We start from the raw sequence: 2,214 nt of genomic DNA on the forward strand, positions 1-2,214 counted from the left end.
AAATATTTAATCAGGTTTTTTAGCAACGTATTGGCGGTAATTTTTATCTAGTTATTTTTCTAGCTAAAGTAGCCGTCCATACCCCTACCATAGTAACTCCTAAAAGCATTTCTATTCCCGATAATAAAATACTACTTCCAATCGGTGTTATATCTCCATATCCTACAGTTGTAAATGTAACTATACTAAAATAAAGAGACTGCATAAAATCTGATATTAAATCAGGCATAGCAAGTCCATATTCTAATGCCAATTTATAATCTATAATATATCCTCCCACACTAATCCCTGTAATCATATAAATAATAGCAAATACCAATACTATCTCTAAAGAGGTTATAAGTGCATAGGTTGGCCTTTCACCATATCCACATAACATCCAAAATATAGATGATTTAATTTTATTTATACCGCTTAAAGACCTTTTTTCCATACATTTTGACATATAATAATACTCTCCATGATTATTCATTAATCGGTTTCCTTCAAACTTTGAAGCAAATTCCATATATACCTTAGAAGCTACTTCATATGTCTTTTTATAATTTCTATCGACTTTTATTTTATCTATAAATGTATATTCATCAAACTTAGTTAAAAAGTTATCATCAAACTTAAATTCATTTATATCTGGATTTAAAATTTTTAACGACCTACAATCAGAATCCGTTATATAGACTTTATCCATGTATATGTCACTAAATATTGAGTTTTTTAAATTTGTATGTATAAAGCTCACATTATATAAATTAACATTTTGAAATACGCTATTTTCCATATAGCAACTTTTAAAGTAGCAGTTTTTAAATTTACTTTTATTATTAAATATACTTATATCTCCATTTGAATTATAGAAAAAGCAATTTTCAAAAGATATATTTTTAAAATTGCAGTTTAAAAATGTCGTTCCTAAAAAAGAACAATTGTTAAATTTAATATTATTAAATTGACAGCTTCTAAAAATATTGTATTTAAACTCAATATCAGTTAATACTTTAGTTTTTTTTAAATTTTTTTTTCATTATTGCCTATCAATTTATTTTCGAATGTTTTTATTATAATCTCTTTTTTATTTTCTATATTGTAAATATCATCTCTAAAAGATAAATTATTCTCTTCATATAAATTAAGCTGAAAATAATACCTTTTTTTATTTTCAGCTTCTCTTTTTATTAAATCATTATTAACATCTTTTCTAATTTTATCAAAATTATAAACTTGCATCTAATCACCCTATAATATTTTTTAACATCTTTATTTAATAATACTTTGTTTTTTATACAAATCCTTTATTTATAGAATACTTGTCTATATTTTTTAATATAAATATAATACGTTGATAAAATTAATTGAAATATTTAGGGGAGGTTGTTTATGAATATTAATATTAACGAATTAGAAGAAAGCTTACCTAAAGAATGTTGCTCTTTTTGCACTCATCTTTCTTTAGATGGTCCAGATGAAAATTATCAATATAGTATAAAATGTATAATGCTTGATGCTTTGCCAGAGTCAAATAAACATTGCGAATTTTTTTCTCCAGAGAATAGTACTTTAACTACCGAGGATTTAGACAACCTATATATTAATTATCTAGAAGCTTGTATAAAAATAAATTACGATAATTATTTAAACTCTATCCACTTTAAATTATTTAAAGAAAAAGCTTTGTCTTATTACAATAATAAATGTGTTCTTTGTGGCTCAAGTGATAATTTAGAAGTCCACCATGTTAATAAAAAATTTGGACGCGAAAATTTAGATGATGTTTTCGTTGTCTGTTCTGATTGTATTGCTAAATAATTAATAATACTTGTTATAAAAAATAATTTATCTCCACATACTAAGGTAGAAATAAATTTGTAGGAGGTATTTTAAAATGATAAATAGTAATTTAAACTGTTCGGCTACTAGCTGTGCCCATAACAATGCTGGAGGATGTTTTGCAGGAGGTATAAATGTAGATGGACGTCAAGCTACTACTACTGGACATACTAATTGTTCATCTTATGTAGATAAAGCTAGTGCTGGATTTACAAGTTCTGCTAATGAATGTGATTGTGTAGGTACAAACAATATAAAATGTAAAGCTACTAATTGTAAATATAATGAAAGTGAGCTATGTAAGGCTGATCAAGTTCATATAAATAATGACAGTAATGCAAGTTGTGAAACTTTCATATCTAGATAATAAAAATAAAAAATAGTACTGAA

The 2,214-nt window shown here is 25.0% G+C and carries 4 protein-coding genes and 1 pseudogene; 2 read left to right on the top strand and 3 right to left on the bottom strand.

The features are described 5' to 3' along the window. Nucleotides 1-43 precede the first annotated feature (43 nt). From JWF52_RS19830 to JWF52_RS18725, 3 genes and pseudogenes are all read right to left on the bottom strand, one after another. Nucleotides 44-688 carry a potassium channel family protein gene (locus JWF52_RS19830; RefSeq protein WP_208334983.1) on the bottom strand — a complete coding sequence of 215 codons (645 nt, stop codon included), beginning with the start codon at nucleotides 686-688 and terminating at the stop codon, nucleotides 44-46. Nucleotides 689-706: 18 nt separating this feature from the next. Continuing rightward, nucleotides 707-982 (bottom strand): annotated as a pseudogene (locus tag JWF52_RS19910) (pentapeptide repeat-containing protein); the annotation flags it as partial. A gap of 23 nt (nucleotides 983-1,005) precedes the next feature. After that, nucleotides 1,006-1,224, bottom strand: coding sequence for a hypothetical protein (locus tag JWF52_RS18725; protein ID WP_208334984.1), 219 nt, complete (start codon nucleotides 1,222-1,224; stop codon nucleotides 1,006-1,008). A 150-nt stretch (nucleotides 1,225-1,374) separates the two neighbouring features. Between JWF52_RS18725 and JWF52_RS18730 the strand changes: the two genes are divergently transcribed. After that, nucleotides 1,375-1,803, top strand: a complete 429-nt coding sequence (locus JWF52_RS18730; protein WP_208334985.1) for a hypothetical protein — start codon at nucleotides 1,375-1,377, stop codon at nucleotides 1,801-1,803. A 76-nt stretch (nucleotides 1,804-1,879) separates the two neighbouring features. Continuing rightward, complete coding sequence (locus JWF52_RS18735) at nucleotides 1,880-2,191, top strand: DUF1540 domain-containing protein (RefSeq protein ID WP_208334986.1); 312 nt, start codon at nucleotides 1,880-1,882, stop codon at nucleotides 2,189-2,191. Nucleotides 2,192-2,214 lie beyond the last annotated feature (23 nt).

It is taken from the genome of Clostridium sp. CCUG 7971 (genome assembly GCF_017590215.1).
Lineage (GTDB): Bacteria > Bacillota > Clostridia > Peptostreptococcales > Peptostreptococcaceae > Faecalimicrobium.